We start from the raw sequence: 14,122 nt of genomic DNA on the forward strand, positions 1-14,122 counted from the left end.
CTACAGTTTGTCGACTTGATCAAAGTCCAATTCCGCAGTGACTTCACGATCGAACATTTCTGTCACAACCTTCAACTTCATCTTATCTTTATCAACCGCAGTCACCTTACCATGCATCCCGGTAAAAGCACCGTCGATAATCGTCACTGGCTCGCCCACATCAAACTCAACATTTTGATGGCGCGTGCTCATCCCCATCGAATGCAAGACACTGGCTACTTCTTCAGGCAGCAATGGCGCTGGTTTTGAACCGGCACCATGAGAACCGACAAACCCTGTAACGCCAGGCGTATTCCGGACCACAAACCAAGACTGATCCGTCATCACCATTTCAACCAACACATAGCCAGGAAAAGTTTTCTTCATCTCGACTTTGTCCTTGCCATTCTTTTTTTCGTGTTCCTCTTCTTCAGGAACGACCACCCGAAAAATGTAATCATCCATATTCATACTGGTCGTTCGCTGTTCAAGGTTCGTCTTCACCTTATTTTCATAACCGGAATAAGTGTGCAACACGTACCAATGTTTCTCTGCTGACGTTACTGTTTCAGCCATAACGAGTCTCCTTTTAGTGTTTTGAGTCAAAATAAAAAACCGTCATCGAAGGCGGTTTTGCGCTGCTCATAGTATAGCAAAGATAAAGCGGTTTGTCAGGCCTTAATACAAGAACGCCTGAAAAATCATGTTAATGACCCAATCAACCACCGCAAAATAAATGGCAAAGATAATGGAGGTCATGATGACGGTAAACGTATCACGGCGTGTCTGTTTCGCAGTCGGCCACGTAACAGCCTTCATTTCCGTAAAAACACTTTTGATAAATTTCATCAGCCCACTCCTTCCATTATTACTTCGTTTCTTGATGAACCGTTACCCGGCCACAATGCTTACAAAATTTTCTTAAAGTCAACCGTTCCGTTCGCTTCGGGTTCTCGGGAACAAAATAATTCCGTTGCCCGCAAACCGAACAAGCCAAAGCAACTTTCTTTACTGACATCTTGTTCCCTCCAGTCACGTCCAATATGTTACCAAGATTGTCCATGAATAGCAAGCGTCAGAAAACAAAGGTAAACATTGTCACCTTAAGTGTCATTAATATTTAGTTACTTAAGCATCTGAAAGCTTTTTAAAAAAGTATTCCCAACCACAACGTCACCAACAATGCTCCACCAAAGCTTAAAAGCGAACGAATGGTGTAGATAAAAGTTTTGTCCTTACTAGGCGAAGCAGTAAAGGTCCGTGTGTTGTTAAGCACCAGCGGCCATGTCGCTAGTACCAACAAACTCCAAATCGGCAAGAGTTTGGTGACGATGCCGAGTAATAAGCCGACAAAGGTGGCAAACGGAATTAGCCGGTACCAACGCAAGGCGCGCTGTTTCCCAAGGTAATAGGGCAATGTGTAGCGCTCGTTTTTCACGTCTTGTTCCAGATCGGCGATGTTGTCAGCAAACATAACTGCCGCGTTCAGGATGACAATCGGGAGAACGGCGATGAATAGCTGCAACAACCAGCCTAAGTTCAGTGAAAACGCAAACGTGCGGCGGCCCAAGACGAGATCTAAGGGTTGCGGTACCTGCATGTTGATCAATACGGCAATCGTGAATGTACCGAAGCCCTCGACTATTCCGGCCAGCAATTCGCCAAGTGGGAGCCGGGATAATGGAATCGGGCCAAACGTATATAGAATGGCGATTCCAACGCCAATTGCACCGATGACCAAAAGGCTGAGATTCGTGCGCATCACAAGAATCAGGCCAAGAACGACACTCACTAATAGCATCAGAATCGTCAACGACAACATCCCCAAAGGAGAAAGATGCTCTCGACCGATAATATTTTGTTGTTGCTGATAACTATGGTCCTTGGCTTTGAAGTAGTCTTGCACATTGTTAAAACCGGTGACAAACAAAGCGATGGCGAGCTGGGCCAAGCCATAAAGCAGGCTGTTGACCCAGGAGAATTGTTGAAAAGCCCATGCAGCGTAACTAATGCCTAGCGCATACGGGAGCATGCTCGCTGCTTTTGCCGGTAAACGAATAAATTCAAGAAAAAGCGGCCATGTTAGGTGTTTATAAGGTTGCGTCATAACAAGACCCCCATTCCCAAGCCGAGGGTTAATAAACCATTTTCCAAAACCAGGTTCACAACAGCAGTGTGGAACGTTCGTGGCTTGCTTGGGTCGCGAATAAAGCGATGGACGTTGCGAATAACCAGCGGCCACGCTAACTCAATCAGCAATGCCCAGCTCGGCAAGGCGCCAAACACAACTGCTAACAATACCGCGATGAAACCGATATAGGCTAACAAAGCGTAAACCCGCGGTGCCCACCAGTGACCTAGGTACATTGGCAATGTATGCCGGTGATTCCGCTCATCTTCCTCCAAGTCAGCCATGTTGTTGGCTAGCATGACGTTAGCAATGGTGGCCATTGGCGTGATGCAAGTCAAGCCTAAAGCAATGATGGCAATAAAATCCCCGTGTAAGACAATCGTCGGCCATCCCCACTCCAAAGCGATCAATTTCCCGGGGACAATATTAATATAAGTAGCAATCACCGGAATGCCCAATCCCATTACGACACCGGAAAAAATTTCCCCCAATGGCAACCGCGACAATGGCAACGGTCCCCAAGTATATAAGATGCCGATTGCAAAACAGGCCATTCCCATCAGCAACACAAGCCAGTCAGTTCGCATAACCAAAATAATCCCAAGCAGTGAGGCGCCTGCCAACATGCCGAAAATGATTCGGCTGACTAACTTCGGATTTAACTGTTTCCGGCCAATCACATTAACGGCTTGCTGATAATGTTCATCTTTGGCTTTGCGATAATCCATTAAGTTGTTCAGCGCGGTGGTCATCATGTCAAAAAGTAACATCGCCACCAGGAATATACCCGTGTTCACAGCATTAAAGCCGTGAAAGTAACTCACCGCAAATAACGTACCAATCGCAAACGGCAAAATACTTGCCAGCTTCGTGCGAATTTCCACCAATTCCAAGAAAATCGGCAGCGTCATCGACTTCCCCCTTTAAACGCGTTCGCCAGCCCAGAAACCGGCTGATTCACGCTCTTATTTTTTAGCCACGTTTGCCAGCGTGTATCCGGAATGCTTGAACAGTTTAAAGCTGTCTTTCAATCCCGAGCTGACGTAAACCCTTTTGTCTTTGGTAACAAAAATGGCATCGGCATATTTCAGCTTTTCGATGTATGTCATCCCATCAACTAGCCCCTTGTCAAATGTCGCAGTTGACAAGGCATCGCCGTCAACACTTTTGTTGGTAACGATTGAAACACCCATTAGTTCATTGTCAAATGGGTAACCGGTTTTGGGATTCATAAGGTGCATATAAACTTTACCATTAACTTTGAGGTAACGCTCGTAGATTCCGGAAGTTACAACTGTTCTGTTACTGGCAGGCAAGGTACCAATGGCCGTTCCCCGAGGCTTTTTCGGATCCTGAATGCCGACATTCCAATCTTTTTTTGCATCTTTAGGGCTCTTACCCATAACAAAGATATTGCCGCCTAAATCGATAATCGCCGTGGTGACATGTTGTTTCTTCAATGTCTTAACGACTTCATCGGTAATGAACCCCTTTGCGATACCGCCGAGATCAATGGCCATGCCTTTTTTCTTCAGGTAAACAGTCTGTTGCTTCTTATTAAGAACAACATCTCGATAATGTACTAGCGGCAGCTTGGCATCAATTTCGCTTTGGGCCGGTTTGCGGGCATCGGCAAAACCAATATGCCACAGACTGGTGATTGGCCCAATCGCCAAATCAAACGAGCCATTAGAATTCTCGCTGTAATGCTTGGCCGCCGCAATCACACGATAAACACTCGGCGTCACGTGAACCGGCTTAATCCCGGCATTTTGGTTAATCTTATCAACTTCCGACCCTTTTTGATTAACCGTCAGCTGATCGGCTAGCTGTTGAACCCGGGAAAAAGCAGCATCTAACGCCCCTTGCTTGCCCTTGTCGTAAATCTTAACCGTGACAACCGTTCCCATCAGAAACTGAGTATCCGAATAAGGGTCGCCTTCGACCAACGTGCGCTTTGCTGCAGGCTTGCCGGAACAAGCAGTCGTTACCAATGCCAGCAGCATCAGCAAAACGACGACAACTCTTTTCTTCATTTATGCTCCTCCAAAAGTGAGCGTTCACCGGCGCGACGAGGAATCGGCGAACACGTTATGTTGATCGTAAACCAACGCAATCAACCACAGCGTCATTATACGGAGTTTTGTAGGCATAAGAAAAGAACCTGCTCAGAAAAGGTGTTCCGAACAAGTCCTTACTTAAGCTACTAGACTGACCATCAGTCCAACCGCTTCGATCGTGAAACCAACAAATTAGTTGTTGTAAACAATGTTGTCAACTTCGATCTTGTTCGTGTTGCCATTTTGTGCAGCATTGACCAGTTGATCAGCATATAAGATGAAGGTATCGGAACTGTGGGTCGCACCAGAAACTACATCAACCTTGGCTGGTGACTGTTTGGCAACCAACGACTTATTCAGTTCCGGAATGTATTCCTTCGGGCCGACTTTATTGACTTTCTTCATATTAGCTTCGTACTTGGTGTCAAGTGTCTTGGACTTGCCATCTTTATTGATGTTGTCATAGTTACTCTGCGTAATCTTGCCGTCCTTGACGGTGATGGAGAAGACAACCCGATAACCATTGAAGTAATTCTTTTCTTCAAGTGTATAGGTACCATCTTTCATCTTGCCAGTATTATTCACTTCAATCGGCTTGGTGTCACCAGCTTGGGCAGCCTGAATCAATTGTTGTGCATAGTTCTTGAAGGTCAGGCTGGAATCAGTCGCACCTGAGATTACATCAATTGCCCCAACGTTTGTCCCGTTTTTCTGGAACGACTTGTTCAACTCAGGAATATACTCTTTTGGCCCAACCTTGACCTTGGCCTTCATTGCTTTTTCATAGGCAGCGTCCTTAGTCTTGGATTTGCCATTCTTGTCAACGTAGTCATACTTAGTAGAAGTAATCTTTCCGTCTTTGACTGTCATGGCCATTTCAACTTTATAGCCATGATCATAGCCGGTTTCATTCAGCTTGTAAGTACCATCCTTTAGCGGACCGCCGGCAACTTGCTTTTGGGCTGATGACTTCTTCACTACTTTGCTGCTGGAGGCCTTACTGCTGGACGAATTTTTGCTGCTTGAACTACTGCTGCATGCACTTAAGACCAAAGTGGACAGTGCAACAACGGCTGCCCCCGTCACAACTTTATTTAACTTCATGACATTTACCCCTTTTGCAGTTCATTACTGCGATATTGTGTTCTCGATCACATATTTAGTTTAGCCAGTCAAATCGAAAAAATCAACCAAACCAGGGCATTATAAGCGCTTTCTCATTTTCCAAGGAGTGTCATTAAAACGTATTTTTGTGTCTTTTTACACAAAAACGTCCGGATTTGGAAAAAGAGAGCGCTAACGTTAGACATTAAGCGAAATTAAAGGCTATAATGACTTGGATACATACTTCACAAAAGTATGGATATTGCAAATGGTAAGGAGTGTTATGCATGGCGAAAACCAATATCGTCGTGGTTGGCGCGGGGTTTGCCGGGGTTTATGCGACAAAGCACCTGGCCAAGCATTACAAACGCAACAAAGACGTGACGATCACGCTGATCGATCGCCACTCGTACTTCACTTATGTCACCGAACTGCACGAAATCGCAGCGGATCGTGTTCCGGAAGATGCGATTCAATACGATTTGCAGCGGCTATTCAATCGACGTAAGAACGTCAAAATTGTCACCGATAACGTGACAGGGATTGACCGCGATAAGAAGGAAGTGGTTACGGAAAACGGCCGCTTCCCTTACGATTACGTGATCTTGGGGATCGGATCACAACCAAATGATTTCGGAACACCAGGCGTTGCCGAACATGGTTTCACTTTGGGTAAGTGGGAAGACGCGATTCGGCTAAAGCGCCACATTGAAGACGTTGTGCGGCGTGGTTCCGAAGAACACGATCCGGCTAAACGCAAGGCTCTTTTGTCAATTGTCATTGTTGGTTCCGGTTTTACCGGTACCGAAACGATCGGCGAGCTGCGCGACTGGCGCGATACCCTCGCCAAACAGTACAAGCTAGATCCGAACGAAATCCAGTTTAGCTTGATGGAAATGGCACCGACGATCATGAATATGCTGGATCGTTCAGACGCGAACAAAGCCGAACGTTACATGGAAAAACGCGGCATCAAGGTTATGAAGAACACCGGGGTTGTCGGTGTTCATGAAGACCATGTCGATCTGAAAGACGGTTCCACTTTTCCAACCTGCACGCTGGTTTGGACAGCCGGTGTCAAAGCAACGGATCAAGCGAAAGATTTCGGCTTGAAACAGGGACGTGCTGGCCGTATCTTGGTTAAGAACAATATGGAATCGCAAGACGATCCAAGTATTTACGTCGTTGGTGATGTGTCACTAGTGGATGAAGACGGCACTGGCCGCGGTCAACCGCAAATCGTTCAAGGCGCCGAAGCAACCGCGCATACTGCCTTGACGAATATTGAAGCCAAGCTGGAAAACAAGGAACAAATTGAATATAAAGCCAACTATTCCGGCTTCATGGTCAGCTTGGGTTCCAAATATGGTGTTGCCAACATTATGGGCTGGCTGCATCTTTCCGGTTTCTTTGCGATGTTGATGAAACATTTAGTCAACATGCTCTACTTTATCCAGATCTATTCCGGTTATTATTTATTCGAATACTTCATGCACGAATTCTTCCGGACCCGCAACGAGCGCAATATGTTCCGCGGCCATCTTTCCCGTCAAGGCAACGTACTATGGACAGTGCCCGCCCGCCTCACATTAGGCGCGATGTGGCTGATTGATTGCTGGCCAAAGATTCAAGGCAAGGAGTCATGGTTCATTGATAAGCTGCGCCTGCCATTTAGTTGGCTGCAGCCAGCTGCGACCAGTGGTGCTTCTGCCGCCGGTGCCGATGCTACAAGTGCTGCTTCCGGTGCTGCAGCCGGTGCAGCGAAGGCTACCAAGACGGTCTTTTCACTTTCCTATCAGTATGGGAATGATCCGATGATGGTCTTTGACAAGATGCCGAACTGGTATTACAGCATTACCAAGACGTTGATCCCTAACCAGCAGGTGGCGTTCTTCATGCAAAAAGCGATGACGATCATGGAAATTCTGATCGGCCTTGCCTTGGTCGCAGGCCTCTTCACTTGGTTAACTTCCGCAGCAACGATTGCCTTTGTCGGTGTGTTCTGCCTAAGTGGCATGTTCTACTGGGTCAACATTTGGATGATTCCGATGGCCTTTGCCTGCATGAACGGCTCCGGCCGCGCGTTCGGGCTTGATAAATGGGTTGTCCCTTATCTCCAGAAAGTCTTTGGCAAATGGCGTTATGGAACACCGCGATCACTTTACGGCACCGATGCACTCAAATAATTGTCACGATAACGCGTTTAACGACGCAGGAGACTCTGGGTGGATTTTGCCTAGAGTCTTTTTTCAAGAGCGGGAAGTTGCTGCGACCATGTTCTGTGGCGTGCAGTGCTCCCCGTCCTTCACGTTCACGTCTATCTTTTAATGGATGGACGCGAACACATGATTTTTGTTAGATTGGAGCTTGACCATGAAACCGCCGAATACTTTTAAACGCTATCTTAAAATGATTCGCCCTTTTGACTGGATCATTGTCGGCGGTCTGTTTCTTGCGGCCTTCATCCCCTACCTGATCTTTGGTATCCAGGAAAATCAGCAGCAACAAGATGCCTCGCAGCGCGTTTTAACGGCCGTGGTGACCCATGATGGCCACGAGGTTTATCGGAAAAGGCTGACCGGCCACACTGGCACCAGCCAGTTCACTTATCGGGCAAAAGATGGCGACTGGAACAAAATCGAAGTTCAAGGCGCCGGCGTTGCGATTACCGAAGCTAACTGCCAGGATCAGGTTTGCGTTCGCCGTGGCCGAATTACCAAACCCGGACAAACCATTGTCTGCCTGCCGCACAAGTTGTTGATTGAAATCAAATCCAACAAAGGCGGCACTAACAACACGGGAGGCATGGTGACCGAATGAGCATTTATAAAGCCGACCGCACCCGCCAATATATTTATATTGCGTTACTCTGTGCCCAAGGCGTCATCATCGGGCTGCTTGAACGCATGATTCCCTTCCCGTTTGCGTTTGCGCCCGGTGCCAAACTAGGCTTAGCCAACCTTATCACCATCATCTCACTGTTCACAATGTCCATTTCAGATAGCTTCGTCTTGCTGTGGCTGCGGCTTTTGCTCACCACCTTGCTGGGCGGCACCCTGTCCACGTTTCTATACAGCGGAGCAGGCGCGCTTTTGTCGTGGTTGGGGATGCTGCTCATCAAACAACTAGGTGAGAAACGCGTCAGCATGATCGGGATCTCGGCTGCTGGCGGCATTTTGCACAATGTCGGCCAGTTACTGGTCGCATCGTTGATCGCCCAAAGCTGGACCGTGATGCTCTACCTGCCGATCCTGGCGTTTATGGGCATTCTCGCCGGCATCGCAGTCGGCATTGCGGCTAATTTCCTTTTTGAACACATTGATATCTTACGTCGCCTGCGCTACGACCGAAGCAAGCGACGTAAAAAAGGAGGATGTTAACAGCACTCAAATATGACGAACCATATGGAATTAGGCGGTACAACATGGACAGAATAATTAAGTGGAAGCTGTCCGTGTGTTCAAACCAAGTTAACTAGCGAAATGTATTGACAAGAGCCTGAATCGGTACTGTATGATGGTTCTTACCAAAGTTCCGCTAGCTAGCCTTGGGTTGAATGGCTTACTCTGAGCTTCCTCTCAAGTGGCGTTTAACCAGCTAATTGAGAGGAGGTGACAACTTTTGATTAAAATGCATAAGATTAAACTCTATCCCAATGCAACCATGCGGCGTGAACTGGAGCGGTTGTTTAACTATCGCCGGTTTTGCTGGAATCAAGCCCTCGAAACTTGGAATGCCATGTACGATGCGTCCCTAGTGATGGCCGATAAAACGTTGCGTCCTAATGAACGCAAGTGCGGGACGAACTGGTCTGGAACAAAGCCGATTGGCAGTACGAACAGTCAGCCCGAGTTTTGCAGCTTGCTGTAAAGGATCTAGGTAAGGCATGGAAGAACTACTTCAATCCAAAGATGCCAGATCACGATAAGCCCAACTGGAAATCTAAGAAACGATCCCGCAAAACTTTCAAGACGGATCGGGCACAACTTGTGAATGGCAAGTTACGTTTAGATAAACCTCATGGTGCTGGTGCCTGGTATGACATCAAACTGGCTGAGCAACCGCGCTGGCAAGGTCAGCTTAAACAGGTATGTGTCGTTCAAGACGCTGACGGTTACTATGCCTCCTTTTCAATTGAGGTTCAGGCTTCCGTTGAAAAGCGACCAGTTCTAACTGTCACTGGGGTTGATGCCAATATCGGCAAGTTTGACTATCAAACGTCAACCGGCTATGCCACTCAACCCACCTTGCCTGAACGTCTGCCACCACTTTACGCCCGCATTGCTCATTATCAGCGCCAATTAGCCCGCAAACGGAAAGTAAATCCCAAGCATTTTAACTCCGCGGCTTATCGCACAACGAGAACCAAGTTGAAGCGTCAATACCAACGAGTTGAACGGATTCAAACGGATTTGCTGCAAAAGTTTACGACGATGCTCGTCACTGATTATGACCTAATTGGGATTGAGGATCTGGATAATCGCCACATGCGCATGAATAAACGTCTCGCCAAGAACCTGCATCGATCACTGTTTGGCAAGTTTAAAGTGATCATGCAGTACAAGGCTGACTGGTATGGGAATACGTTAGTGCTGGCGGATCGGTTTTACCCTAGTACTCAGCGTTGTTCACGATGCGGTTATGTGAAAACCGCGGATGAACGCATCACGCTGAGTGGCAACTTGAAACATCGTACGGGTCACGATGACTATCATTGTTATCAATGTGGCGTGAAGTTGCGGCGAGACGAAAATGCCGTTGAAAATCTTGTGGCTTATGCGAAATCGAAGGTTACGGGGTAGGCTATACCCTTAAAGTTCAGGAGGCGGTCACTGTCATGCTGAATTATTTCAGAGTGGGAATACCGTTGTTGACGGGACTAAATGAAATGTAAGATTGTCAATCAAGAAAGGAAATATATAAAACCTTTATTGGTGTCAAAGAGACATTCTTCCACGTTTTATATAGCAGCGACACCATGAAAATTCATCCCATGTGGCATGAATACCCGACGTTGGCGCCTGAACTATCTTCAGCACTAACGTTAATTGAAAAACAGATTACCACCAACAATACGCCCGTGGCTGAAGCTATCCTGGAGATGATCAACGGCGGCGGCAAACTGTTGCGCCCCGCCTACTGTCTGCTCTTTTCGCGTTTTCAGGACACGGATCGGGAAAAAATGATCGCCTTGGCAGCTGCCATTGAGACTCTGCACACGGCGACACTCATTCACGATGACATCATCGACAAGTCCCCCACCCGCCGCAATCAAGTCACGATTCAAAAGCAATTTGGTCCGGACACCGCGGTTTATGCCGGCGACTATCTCTTTGTCGTCTGCTTCAAACTGCTGGCACATTACGCCTCCAGCCTCCGCAGTATTCAACAGGATAGCGGCAGCATGGAGAAAATCCTCAAAGGCGAACTGGATCAAATGGCCACCCGCTACCAAACTGACATCACCATCGACGATTACCTCAAACAGGTATCCGGCAAAACCGGCCAGCTTTTCGCTTTAAGCTGCTTCGTCGGTGCTTACGAAAGCGGCAGCAGCACCAACTTCGCCAAAACCGCTGAAAAAATCGGCATGGACATCGGCATTGCCTTTCAATTGCTCGATGACATCCTCGACTACACGAGCAGTGGCGACACCCTTGGTAAACCAGTCTGCGAGGACGTCCGCAGCGGTGTCTATTCCGCTCCGTTGATTCTAGCTATGCAGCGCGATCGCCAAGCCTTTTTGCCGTTGCTTGCAAAAAAAGAGCAAATCACCGATGCGGAAATGGACAAGCTCCGTGAGTTGGTGATCCAACACGAAGGCGTCAAGCAAGCCTATGCCATGGCGCGGCAACATACCGATCAGGCCATCGCCGGTTTAAAGAAGTTGCCTGCTGGGTCGGCGCGGGATGATTTGATTCGGTTGACGGGGAGTTTGTTGATGCGGAAGGCTTAGGCATGTTTAACTAAATGTAAGAACAGAAGACCCACAGCGCTTGCTCGCCCGCCAATTGGCAGACGAGGAAACGCTGTGGGTTTTGGTTTGAAGCTTTGATCAACCTACTAGTAACGATTGTAACCTGATAGAACGATAGTCAATTGGTAACGCAAAGGCAGGCTATCAGATGGGATTTCGTTCAGCTAGCTAAGCTTAAGCGACTAACAGCTTTTTTCATGGGACCATATAAGGCCACAGACCTAAGATTTGACCGATGCCGGTTATGATACAAAGGATTGCAAGGCAAATAAGATTGAGCCTTCGTTGTTTGATCATCCCCGGACGCCCGCGGTGCTTTAACCACGCTGCGTCAACCATTCCGAGAATTGTAAACACGACCACCATAATTAAGGTGAAAAGTACAATTCTAGCGGGTAAGGGTAAACTCACTAGCCTGCAACCGCATCAGACACAGCTTGCTTCACTAAACATCCCAAGCCGCCCATAACTGCACCGCCACCAGTCCACCACGTTATGAGACCACATCCTACTCCTGCCGCAGCAGCTTTGCCCCAATCAATTCCCTTACCACCCGTAATCTTTGATAAGCTTTCATTCGAGCACTTTTCAAATGTTTTCATACTTTTCTCCTTTCCTAGTGGCCTAGTGAAAGTCCAACTAAACATGCAATGCCCCCGGCAGTAATACCTAAAGTACCGCCCGCAACACCCCCGGCAAGGGCACCAACCCCCGCAAAGGGACCTGTTACAACGGTTGCTGATCCACCAGCAGCAGCTCCAGTCTGTGCGCCAGAGATAGTAGTGCCTGCGATCGTTGCAAGACAATCTCCGGTACCATATCCGCCTTGGACTTGTGACATTTCTTGCTTCTTAAGATTTTGTAAATTATCCATAAGATTTTCTTCTTTTCGACTGACAAAGTATAACAAAACAAGAAACTGTAGATCAAAGTTCTCTTTAATCAGGATGCTAGCTTCCCTGTAATTAAAATACTACGAAAAATCCTGAAACGAACAAACAAAAGATTAACGTTGTATATTCGCTGTAAAACGCACGTTATTCAATTGTGGGGCTTATTTTTATGCCAATGTAATGATGAAAGAATCGAAGTCCTAGTACTTGTGAGCACATCTTAGCATATATCATCAAAGCCGTTTGCGCTTACAGCATAAAGGAGTTGACCATCATAGACATTTAAAAAAGTATGAACTTATATAATTAAGGCAATTCTAAATATGCCACGTATAAGTCGGCTGTCTTATTACGATAGCAGGTAAATACTATTAAAAAAATAATAAGTTCTTTCCCATCAGCACAAAAGTCCTCGGCCATGCCACCTTCACTCTTATTTTGGCATCAGTGTTGGCCTTTCTATACCTGGTCGTTTATTTACCATGTTTTTTACCAACGATGAAATCAACCTCAACCGAGTCGTTTCAAATCTTATCATTATCAACAGAGCTTAACATCACACAATCTGACTTAGCAAATATACTGTTTGCCTTTACTGCTCCGATTCTCGAGTGAGAACCTTGGGAACTAATTTGGATAGCCATTTCAAGCGTTTTAAAGACACACGTACCACTCTGATTACTCAGAATAAACGACGAAAACTTCAATACAACACAACTTTAAAAAAGGCAATAACAGTGAAACTTAGGGGACATGGTTAACAGTCAGGCAAGTCTTATTGGACATGTCTTGTTTAGATCAATGCTCTAGTGGCACCTTTTATCAAACCTATATCACAAATGATGATTATCTCGAACAAGTTCCTGAAAAAACAGTCATCTTTTCACTTTGAACTGCTTTGCTGTTGCGTGCTCATGAGTCGATCCCACGATGATGATCAAAATCATAGTGGTTCGCATGCATCAGTATCCCCACCAACTCTTAAATTCAGTTTGAGCTCGTCGCATCTAAAATAGTCACAATCACCTTGTCTTTTTGTATTCGAAGTAGCACAGTTATGACAAGGCTTTTGAACTTCACGATAAGACGGGAATGTGATCATAATGACTAAAATTGCTGTTTTCTCAGATATTCACGGTAATTTAAATGCGCTACAAGCCGCTTATGCAGATGCTAATTCACTTGGAGCAGAACACTATTGGTTTCTGGGCGATCTTCTTGGCCCCGGTCCAGACGTTCAATCTGTTTGGGAAAAGTTGGCAGCGATCAATCCTAGCATAAGAATCAGGGGCAATTGGGAAGATTTCTTGATCCAAGCATTGGTAGGAGAAGGGCATTTATCACCAGCGCAGCAAGCAGTTGAAAAGTATGTCTTAGATGGCCTTGATAATCCGCAACAAGTTTGCGAAATATTTTCCAAATGGCCGCTTCACCAAGAGGTAACCATCAATGGGGTACATATCGGTCTTTCTCATCATCTCGTTAATAACAACAACGGTGATACATTATCGGTACGCGCAGACAATACCGCTTTAAGCACACTGTTCACTGGTTCGCGACAACAACTTGATGTGGCTGTTTATGCACATATTCACCATCCCTTGCTGCGCTACGTTGATTTGAGCATGCCTCTTCAAACTGATAAATTGTTCGACTATCAAAAGGCTGATGAACGGCTAGTCCTAAACCCTGCTTCAATCGGACTTCCATTTGACAAACCGACACGTCGATACAAAGAAAAACGCGCTGAATATCTTTTACTTGAGATAACTGACGCTGGCACCATCAATCCAGTGTTCAGAAGAGTTCCCTACAACCTCTCTCAAGAATTTCAACGTACATGTGAATGGCATCTTCGCAGAGCGCCAATTACATCAATGGATTCAGTGCCTAGCATTGGCACACCGGCTGCTCCAGTACTTTTTTGGGTTTAATACCTATCAAACCAAGATGCCATTCGAGCCGTTTATGTTAGCGT

At 46.5% G+C, this 14,122-nt stretch carries 14 protein-coding genes and 1 pseudogene; 6 read left to right on the forward strand and 9 right to left on the reverse strand.

Translation table 11 applies throughout. The features are described from left to right. The 7 genes from nusG to pplA all read right to left on the reverse strand — a co-directional run bounded on the left by nusG (nt 1) and on the right by pplA (nt 5,274). A complete protein-coding gene (gene nusG, locus BVJ53_RS11465) occupies nt 1-555 on the reverse strand; it encodes a transcription termination/antitermination protein NusG (protein ID WP_129302512.1) in 555 nt (184 codons plus the stop codon). A 102-nt stretch (nt 556-657) separates the two neighbouring features. Next, entirely contained in the window at nt 658-828 is a 171-nt protein-coding gene (gene secE / locus BVJ53_RS11470) for a preprotein translocase subunit SecE (protein WP_129302513.1), read from the reverse strand. A gap of 19 nt (nt 829-847) precedes the next feature. After that, nucleotides 848-997 (reverse strand): 50S ribosomal protein L33, encoded by a 150-nt coding sequence (gene rpmG, locus BVJ53_RS11475; protein ID WP_075760979.1) that lies wholly within the window; start codon nt 995-997, stop codon nt 848-850. 129 nt (nt 998-1,126) lie between these two features. Then, the gene (locus BVJ53_RS11480; protein ID WP_129302514.1) at nt 1,127-2,086 is read right to left on the reverse strand and encodes a UbiA family prenyltransferase; all 960 of its coding nucleotides are present in this window, start codon (nt 2,084-2,086) and stop codon (nt 1,127-1,129) included. Continuing rightward, on the reverse strand, nt 2,083-3,021 hold the full coding sequence (gene menA / locus BVJ53_RS11485; RefSeq protein WP_129302515.1) for a 1,4-dihydroxy-2-naphthoate polyprenyltransferase: 939 nt from the start codon (nt 3,019-3,021) through the stop codon (nt 2,083-2,085). The genes BVJ53_RS11480 and menA overlap by 4 nt, the downstream gene beginning before the upstream one ends. Nucleotides 3,022-3,075: 54 nt before the next feature. After that, entirely contained in the window at nt 3,076-4,146 is a 1,071-nt protein-coding gene (locus BVJ53_RS11490) for an FAD:protein FMN transferase (RefSeq protein WP_129302516.1), read from the reverse strand. Between the two features lie 216 nt (nt 4,147-4,362). Further along, on the reverse strand, nt 4,363-5,274 hold the full coding sequence (gene pplA, locus BVJ53_RS11495) for an extracellular electron transfer flavoprotein PplA (RefSeq protein ID WP_129302517.1): 912 nt from the start codon (nt 5,272-5,274) through the stop codon (nt 4,363-4,365). A 287-nt stretch (nt 5,275-5,561) separates the two neighbouring features. On the opposite strand from pplA, the gene BVJ53_RS11500 reads away from it, so the two are divergent. The 5 genes and pseudogenes from BVJ53_RS11500 to BVJ53_RS11520 all read left to right on the forward strand — a co-directional run bounded on the left by BVJ53_RS11500 (nt 5,562) and on the right by BVJ53_RS11520 (nt 11,230). Further along, a complete protein-coding gene (locus tag BVJ53_RS11500; RefSeq protein WP_129302518.1) occupies nt 5,562-7,460 on the forward strand; it encodes an NAD(P)/FAD-dependent oxidoreductase in 1,899 nt (632 codons plus the stop codon). 187 nt (nt 7,461-7,647) lie between these two features. Then, nucleotides 7,648-8,094 (forward strand): NusG domain II-containing protein, encoded by a 447-nt coding sequence (locus tag BVJ53_RS11505; protein WP_129302519.1) that lies wholly within the window; start codon nt 7,648-7,650, stop codon nt 8,092-8,094. Continuing rightward, nucleotides 8,091-8,654: a Gx transporter family protein gene (locus BVJ53_RS11510; protein WP_070650316.1), complete on the forward strand. Its 564-nt coding sequence runs from the start codon at nt 8,091-8,093 to the stop codon at nt 8,652-8,654. Before BVJ53_RS11505 ends, BVJ53_RS11510 begins: the two co-directional genes overlap by 4 nt. A gap of 241 nt (nt 8,655-8,895) precedes the next feature. Beyond that, nucleotides 8,896-10,076 (forward strand): annotated as a pseudogene (locus tag BVJ53_RS15355) (RNA-guided endonuclease InsQ/TnpB family protein). A gap of 176 nt (nt 10,077-10,252) precedes the next feature. Beyond that, nucleotides 10,253-11,230, forward strand: a complete 978-nt coding sequence (locus BVJ53_RS11520; RefSeq protein ID WP_167470198.1) for a polyprenyl synthetase family protein — start codon at nt 10,253-10,255, stop codon at nt 11,228-11,230. A gap of 431 nt (nt 11,231-11,661) precedes the next feature. Here BVJ53_RS11520 and BVJ53_RS11525 read toward each other — a convergent pair whose 3' ends face one another. Continuing rightward, nucleotides 11,662-11,853 carry a Blp family class II bacteriocin gene (locus BVJ53_RS11525; RefSeq protein WP_129302520.1) on the reverse strand — a complete coding sequence of 64 codons (192 nt, stop codon included), beginning with the start codon at nt 11,851-11,853 and terminating at the stop codon, nt 11,662-11,664. A gap of 14 nt (nt 11,854-11,867) precedes the next feature. Next, nucleotides 11,868-12,125, reverse strand: a complete 258-nt coding sequence (locus BVJ53_RS11530; protein WP_129302521.1) for a hypothetical protein — start codon at nt 12,123-12,125, stop codon at nt 11,868-11,870. A 1,122-nt stretch (nt 12,126-13,247) separates the two neighbouring features. Between BVJ53_RS11530 and BVJ53_RS11535 the strand changes: the two genes are divergently transcribed. Next, nucleotides 13,248-14,078, forward strand: a complete 831-nt coding sequence (locus tag BVJ53_RS11535) for a metallophosphoesterase family protein (protein ID WP_129302522.1) — start codon at nt 13,248-13,250, stop codon at nt 14,076-14,078. The last annotated feature ends 44 nt before the right edge of the window (nt 14,079-14,122 follow it).

Source organism: Lacticaseibacillus chiayiensis (assembly GCF_004123795.1).
Taxonomy (GTDB): Bacteria; Bacillota; Bacilli; order Lactobacillales; family Lactobacillaceae; genus Lacticaseibacillus; species Lacticaseibacillus chiayiensis.

What these genes read in the sequence shown, in the direction of transcription:
- nusG (WP_129302512.1), bottom strand. Translation starts at nt 555, where the DNA reads ATGGCTGAAACAGTAACGTCAGCAGAGAAACATTGGTACGTGTTGCAC.
- secE (WP_129302513.1), bottom strand. Translation starts at nt 828, where the DNA reads ATGAAATTTATCAAAAGTGTTTTTACGGAAATGAAGGCTGTTACGTGG.
- rpmG (WP_075760979.1), bottom strand. Translation starts at nt 997, where the DNA reads ATGTCAGTAAAGAAAGTTGCTTTGGCTTGTTCGGTTTGCGGGCAACGG.
- BVJ53_RS11480 (WP_129302514.1), bottom strand. Translation starts at nt 2,086, where the DNA reads ATGACGCAACCTTATAAACACCTAACATGGCCGCTTTTTCTTGAATTT.
- menA (WP_129302515.1), bottom strand. Translation starts at nt 3,021, where the DNA reads ATGACGCTGCCGATTTTCTTGGAATTGGTGGAAATTCGCACGAAGCTG.
- BVJ53_RS11490 (WP_129302516.1), bottom strand. Translation starts at nt 4,146, where the DNA reads ATGAAGAAAAGAGTTGTCGTCGTTTTGCTGATGCTGCTGGCATTGGTA.
- pplA (WP_129302517.1), bottom strand. Translation starts at nt 5,274, where the DNA reads ATGAAGTTAAATAAAGTTGTGACGGGGGCAGCCGTTGTTGCACTGTCC.
- BVJ53_RS11500 (WP_129302518.1), top strand. Translation starts at nt 5,562, where the DNA reads ATGGCGAAAACCAATATCGTCGTGGTTGGCGCGGGGTTTGCCGGGGTT.
- BVJ53_RS11505 (WP_129302519.1), top strand. Translation starts at nt 7,648, where the DNA reads ATGAAACCGCCGAATACTTTTAAACGCTATCTTAAAATGATTCGCCCT.
- BVJ53_RS11510 (WP_070650316.1), top strand. Translation starts at nt 8,091, where the DNA reads ATGAGCATTTATAAAGCCGACCGCACCCGCCAATATATTTATATTGCG.
- BVJ53_RS11520 (WP_167470198.1), top strand. Translation starts at nt 10,253, where the DNA reads ATGAAAATTCATCCCATGTGGCATGAATACCCGACGTTGGCGCCTGAA.
- BVJ53_RS11525 (WP_129302520.1), bottom strand. Translation starts at nt 11,853, where the DNA reads ATGAAAACATTTGAAAAGTGCTCGAATGAAAGCTTATCAAAGATTACG.
- BVJ53_RS11530 (WP_129302521.1), bottom strand. Translation starts at nt 12,125, where the DNA reads ATGGATAATTTACAAAATCTTAAGAAGCAAGAAATGTCACAAGTCCAA.
- BVJ53_RS11535 (WP_129302522.1), top strand. Translation starts at nt 13,248, where the DNA reads ATGACTAAAATTGCTGTTTTCTCAGATATTCACGGTAATTTAAATGCG.